At 31.0% G+C, this 6171-nt stretch carries 6 protein-coding genes; all 6 read right to left on the minus strand.

From position 1 onward, the window contains the following. Positions 1–111 precede the first annotated feature (111 nt). Positions 112–1368: a glutamate-5-semialdehyde dehydrogenase gene (locus Q0370_RS10620; RefSeq protein ID WP_299575522.1), complete on the minus strand. Its 1257-nt coding sequence runs from the start codon at positions 1366–1368 to the stop codon at positions 112–114. Between the two features lie 30 nt (positions 1369–1398). After that, positions 1399–1989 carry a hypothetical protein gene (locus Q0370_RS10625; RefSeq protein ID WP_299575524.1) on the minus strand — a complete coding sequence of 197 codons (591 nt, stop codon included), beginning with the start codon at positions 1987–1989 and terminating at the stop codon, positions 1399–1401. Positions 1990–2360: 371 nt separating this feature from the next. Next, positions 2361–3503 (minus strand): glutamate 5-kinase, encoded by a 1143-nt coding sequence (gene proB, locus Q0370_RS10630; protein ID WP_299575526.1) that lies wholly within the window; start codon positions 3501–3503, stop codon positions 2361–2363. A gap of 89 nt (positions 3504–3592) precedes the next feature. After that, entirely contained in the window at positions 3593–3736 is a 144-nt protein-coding gene (locus Q0370_RS10635; protein WP_172618799.1) for a hypothetical protein, read from the minus strand. Between the two features lie 104 nt (positions 3737–3840). Continuing rightward, the gene (locus Q0370_RS10640) at positions 3841–5283 is read right to left on the minus strand and encodes an alpha-amylase (protein WP_299575528.1); all 1443 of its coding nucleotides are present in this window, start codon (positions 5281–5283) and stop codon (positions 3841–3843) included. Positions 5284–5326: 43 nt separating this feature from the next. Next, positions 5327–6079 carry a 3-deoxy-manno-octulosonate cytidylyltransferase gene (gene kdsB / locus Q0370_RS10645; RefSeq protein WP_299575530.1) on the minus strand — a complete coding sequence of 251 codons (753 nt, stop codon included), beginning with the start codon at positions 6077–6079 and terminating at the stop codon, positions 5327–5329. Positions 6080–6171: the final 92 nt, after the last annotated feature.

Here is a 6171-nt window from a genome sequence, read left to right on the forward strand (position 1 = left end):
TGCTGTAGCAATCATTAAGTTAGTTTTATCATCATTTATTTTAATCCCTTTAATTAATATTGAATTTTTATTTTCCACTTTTTTTATTTCTCCTGCTTTTAATTTAGGTTTTTATTCCCTTATTTGACCTTCTCCCCTAATCACATACTTCGTCGTAGTCAGCTCTCTTATTCCCATAGGCCCACGAGCGTGCAGTTTTTGAGTGGAAATTCCGATTTCTCCACCAAAGCCAAATTCTCCTCCGTCGGAAAATCTTGTCGAAGCGTTTAAGTAAACGTTGGCTGAATCTACTTCGTTTAGGAATTTTTCAGCATTTTCTATAGATTTTGTCAAGATTGAGTCGGAATGGTGCGTTCCATTATTATTTATATATTCAATTGCTTCATCTATGTTTTTAACTAATTTTAGTGACATTATTAAATCTAGATATTCAGCCCCAAAATCTTCTTCTGTTGCCAATTTTACATCTTTTCTGTTTCCAATAATTTCTAATGCTTCTTTGCTGTACCTTAGCTCTACACCATCTTTTAAAAGCATTTCTGTTAATTCTGGCAAGATTGCTTTTGCAATGTTTTCGTGGATAAGTGTTGTTTCGATGGCATTACATACGCTTGGACGCTGTACTTTGGCATTTTCGATAATTGGTAATGCTTGTTTTATATCAGCTGTTTCGTCCACAAATATATGACAAATTCCTGCACCTGTTTCTATCATTGGAATTGTTGCGTTTTCTATGATAAATCTTTTTAATCCTTTTCCCCCTCTTGGGATAATTACATCAATATATTTGTCTGCACGAATTAAGTCCATCACAAGTTCCCTTTCTGGCTTTTCTACAAGCTGAACTGTATTTTTGGGCAATCCATGAGCATCTGCAACTCTATTTAATAAATTATTCAAATAAATATTTGAATTCAGGGCATCTTCTGACCCACGTAAAATTATCGCATTTGAAGATTTTATTGCAAGTCCTGCCGCATCTACTGTAACATTTGGACGAGATTCGTAAATCATTCCGATTACTCCAAGCGGAACTCTTTTTTTTACAATATTCATTCCATTTTTATGATTCCATCCTGTAATGACTTCTCCAATTGGATCTGGAAACATAGCCATTTCACGTAGACTTTGAGCCATTCCTTCTATTCTGCTGTCTGTAAGCTCCATTCTATCAAGCAAGGAAAACGCCATTCCATTTTTCTTACCATTTTCCATATCTATTTTGTTTGCAGCCTTTATTTCCTCTTTTTTATTTATCAATTCATCTGCAATTGCAAACAACACATCATTTTTAGTTTTTGTTCCAATTTTCAAAAGTTCCCTTGAAGCAGCTTTTGCTTTTTTTCCAAGTTCTTCTATATAATTCATATCTCCCTCATTTCTTAATTTATCTAATTTCTAAAAAAGATTTCCAGCTTTTCTATTCCCATCCTTCATCTTTTTTATTTTTCTATGTTCTATAAATATAGCTATTATAAACATAACTACAAAAATAGTTAAAAACAGCCAATAAATTACCAAATATCTTCTAGCCCAGCCGATATTAAAAATATTCGTCATAGCTTCCATTAAAGTGTCAAAAAATTTTGTATCTGGATATTGCTTTTTAAAAATTAGCGCTAAATTTAATATTTCTGACAAATATATTGTCAAATATGAAAACGCACACATAATAGCTATACTAAAAATATTTATTTCCAATTCATCATACAGATTGTTAAATTTACTCTTTTTTACTTTTCCAATTTTTTCTGATTCATTCCAGCTATTAATTTCTCTAATTTTTTCTTTCTTTTTTTTTCCAAAGAAATTTCCAAATATAACTCCAATTTCTATAATTCCCACACCTAAAAACATCACTATAATATGTCTTATATTATTTTGAGCCGCAAAAAAATAAAGTACAGTTGTAATTATAAAGCCTAAAAATCCACCAAGAAATGTGTATAATTTATTTTCATTTTTATTAAAAATATTTTCGCTCTTCACTTACTTCCTCCTTTCCATTTTTTTATTTATTTGCTCCGAAAGTATTAATGATTGCTTCTCGTAAATTTGTATTATGAATTAGTGTTTTGTCTGATAAATGCAATATTTTATCCCCAACTTTATCTGTTTATTGTGCTTATATTGTAGTCATTCTAGTTATAAACTTCATTATCCAGAGCCAAGGCTTCTAAGGTTAAATAGCCAAAAATTTGCCAATGTAATTATTTTAAGATAAAATTTCATTCCTACTATTTTTTTGGTTGTTCGTAATTCATGAATCGTTCCTATTTCCTTTTATTAATTTTTTAGACACTTTTGTACTAAACTTTTAAATAAATTTTTCTCAATCAACAAAATTGAATTTATTATTTTTATTTTTTCATAACAACATTGTCAATGTGAATCACAGCATCATCGTATTTATAACCCAGTATTTCTTCTATATTTTCACTTTTTACGCCTTTTATAAGGTTAATTTCCTCTGATGAATAATTTGAAATTCCTGTTGCAACAACTTTACCTTCCAAATCTTCTATTTCAATGACTGCCCCTTTATCAAAGTTTCCTTCAATAGATTTTATTCCCACAGGTAATAGGCTATTTCCATTTTTTAATGCTGCTTTTGCACCATTATCGATTGTTAATACACCTTCCTTATTAGGCCCATATGCAAGCCAATATTTTCGTAAGCTGATTTTTTTATTTTTTTTCACAAAAAGTGTTCCTATATTTTCTTTTTCAACGATTCTAGTTATATTGTGAGGATCATCACCACTAGCAATTACAAGACTTGTTCCAATTTTGGTTACCATTTCTGCAGCAATAATTTTTGTTATCATTCCACCAGTTCCAAATTTTGAGCCTTCTGCTCCTGCCATCTGCTTTATGTCCTCATTAATATCCCCAACCATATTAATCAGATTAGCATCATCATATTTACGTGGATTTTTATTATAAAGTCCGTCAATATCTGATAAAATAATTAATAAATCAGCATCAATTAATCCAGAAACAAGCGCTGACATTGTATCATTATCTCCAACCTTAATTTTCAAAGCATTAGATACAATTGCATCATTTTCATTTATAATCGGAATAATTTTTCTTTTTAGAAAAGCATTACAGACATTTCTCATGTTCAAATATCTTTTTCTGTTCGAAAATTCCTCTTTTGTTAATAAAAGCTGTCCAATTATTTTGTTATGTTCTTTAAATAATGTTTGATAAATTTGCATAAGTGAAACTTGTCCAACTGCTGACAGCATCTGCTTTTCCGCCAAAGTTTTAGGCTTTTCACTTATATTAAGCAGCCCCATTCCAGCTCCAACTGCACCAGAAGTTACAAGTATTACATCATACCCTTTATCCTGTAAATTACTGAGTTCCAGCACAATTTTCTTTATTTTTTCAATATCTAGATGCCCATTTTCAGTTGTAAGTGTAGACGTTCCAACTTTTACAACTATCCTCTGTATATTTTCCAAAATTTTTTCTCTTGTGTTACTATTTTTCATATTTTTACTATTCTCCTGTTTAACATTTTTATGTGTTTTGAATTTTTAACATAAGGGCATAAAATTCTATGCCCTTAAAGATTACTTAACTATTTTTTCAATTTATTACAAAGATTGGTATTTAAACAAGTATATCCTCCAGCAACAGCTCCTGCTCCCAATGCTACAGCGGTACAAGAACTCAAGCTCATAACCAATGCAATTACTACTCCTATGATTTTAATTTTTCTCATTTTTCTTACCTCCAATTTTGGTTTTTCTTAAAATAACCTAGAAAGGTTCATATTATTTTAACATTTATTTCTTTACAACCATAGATAATTTCAATATTTTTATCTTAACTTTTACGTATCCATACAGAAATTTTTTCAGGTTCAACTTTAAAATCGGCATTTCCTTCCTCATCTATTGTAATGTCTTCATATCCACTACCTGTAACTTCGTGCCAAACTTCTCCTGCCCGTTCTTTTCCGAGCTCAATTTGTATTTCTTCTTCCTCTTCAGAATTTGAAAGTACAGCTACGCATCCAGTCCACTCATCTCTTCCTGTTCTTTGAATTGCAATTACATTTGGATTATCCAGATAATTTATTTGTTCTCCATAAGCATAAATTCTTCGTACTTCCAGAAGTTTGTCAATTATCCATTGGTGCGGACTTTTTTCTCCTCCCACTCCGTAGTAATCACCATAAAACAAGCATGGATAGCCATCTTTTGATAATAATATTATAGCATATGAATGAGGAATAAACCAGTCATCCACTTGTGATTCTAAAGCACTTCCTTTTTGAGAATCGTGATTATCCACAAATGTTACCGCTGCCATAGGATTTGTTTCAACTATTGTATGTTCAAAAATTTCTCTTAAATCATAATCCTTTTTCTTTTTAGATGCATCATACATATTAAAATGAAGCCCAACATCGAATAAATCAGTCTTATACCCAACATTATTCAGATATTCCTTCAACTTTTCCAAATCATTTCGCCAGTATTCTCCAACAGAATAAAATTCTTCGCCATAAGCTGTTCTTACTTGTGTCAAAAATTCAGCTATAAACTCATCTTTTATATGTTTTACGGCATCCATTCTGAATCCATCAATTTTTAACTCATTTACAACCCATTTACCCCATCGGATTACTTCCTCACGCACTTCAGGATGTGAAAAATCAATATCGGCATTCATCAAATAGTCATAATTTCCAAGTTCAGAGTCAACTCCTTCATCCCAGTCCTTGTTTTCTCCAACAATCTTATAAATTCCATTTTTACCTGTTCGGTTATCAAAATCAATACCGTCAAAAAGGTTATAATTCCACTTAAATGCAGAATATTTATCGTTTCTTCCAGGAAAAGTGAATTTTGTCCATCCTTCTATTTCAAAAGGTTCAGATATTTCTATAGTCCTGTCTTCTGGATCAACTTCTATTGCCAAGAAATTCTCTGTTTCATCTGCTCCGCCTTTATGGTTTAAAACAGCATCCAAATATACATTTATATTATATTTATGAAGTTCTTCTATTGCTTCAATCAATTCCTGTTTTGTTCCATATTTCGTTCTGACAGTGCCTTTTTGATTAAATTCTCCCAAGTCCCACAAGTCATAGGCTCCATAGCCGACATCAGCTTGGGAAGTTCCTTTGTATGCAGGTGGAATCCAAACTCCACTGACACCAATTTCGCTCAAGTGCTTTGCATCTTCCTTCAAACGTTTCCAATGTTTTCCGTCATTCGGTAAATTCCATTCAAAATACTGTATCATTACTCCATTTTCCATAAAAATCCTCTCCTTTTTGTAATATTTTTAATTTTACAATTTTTTATTCAAGTTTTATTCCTTTATCCTTTATAAATTTAACAACTTCCTTCAAATCTTCTTCTGTATCCACACCTATTACATTTGAATCAGTTTCCAAAACTTTTATTTTATATCCATTTTCAATAAACCTCAATTGCTCAAGCGACTCTATCTTTTCCAAAACACCTTCTCTTAAATTTTTCAGTTCATTTAAAAATTTTGCTGTATATCCATAAATTCCAATATGTCTAAAATATCTTATATTTTCACTATTATTTTTATCCCGCTCATATGGAATTACTGAACGGCTAAAATAAATGGCATTGTCATTAAAGTCTGTAATTACCTTTACGTGATTAGGATTTTCAATTTCCTTTTGAGATTTCATTTCCTGCTTCAGTGTAACAATCTCCGATTTTTCATCCCTATAATTATTTGCCAGAATATTAATTGATTCAATGTCAATTAATGGCTCGTCCCCTTGAATATTTATAATAAAATCGTAATTTTGATATTCATTTTTATTAATAACTTCTATTATTCTGGAAGTTCCATTCTGATGATTTTCAGCTGTCATAACCACATTCCCGCCAAATTTTTTTACTGCCTCAAAAATTCTCTTATCATCAGTAGCCACAACAATCTCATCAATGTCAGCATTTTTTGCTCTTTTATAAACCCATTCAATCATAGCATGTCCGCAAATATCCTTGAGTGGCTTTCCCTCAAACCTGCTGGATGCATATCTTGCTGGTATAACTCCCAATATTTTCATAACTATTTTTCTCCTCTTTTTCAACAATTTTATAAAATAACCATAATCCTCTTTTAAAACAAAACTTATAAACTATACTATTTTATATTAAG

The sequence above is a fragment of the uncultured Leptotrichia sp. genome, assembly GCF_938036635.1.
Classification (GTDB): Bacteria; Fusobacteriota; Fusobacteriia; order Fusobacteriales; family Leptotrichiaceae; genus Leptotrichia; species Leptotrichia hongkongensis.

Bases quoted from the DNA above. Each gene is read 5' to 3' on its own strand.
- Q0370_RS10620 (WP_299575522.1), bottom strand. From the start codon at position 1,368: ATGAATTATATAGAAGAACTTGGAAAAAAAGCAAAAGCTGCTTCAAGG.
- proB (WP_299575526.1), bottom strand. From the start codon at position 3,503: ATGAAAAATAGTAACACAAGAGAAAAAATTTTGGAAAATATACAGAGG.
- Q0370_RS10635 (WP_172618799.1), bottom strand. From the start codon at position 3,736: ATGAGAAAAATTAAAATCATAGGAGTAGTAATTGCATTGGTTATGAGC.
- Q0370_RS10640 (WP_299575528.1), bottom strand. From the start codon at position 5,283: ATGGAAAATGGAGTAATGATACAGTATTTTGAATGGAATTTACCGAAT.
- kdsB (WP_299575530.1), bottom strand. From the start codon at position 6,079: ATGAAAATATTGGGAGTTATACCAGCAAGATATGCATCCAGCAGGTTT.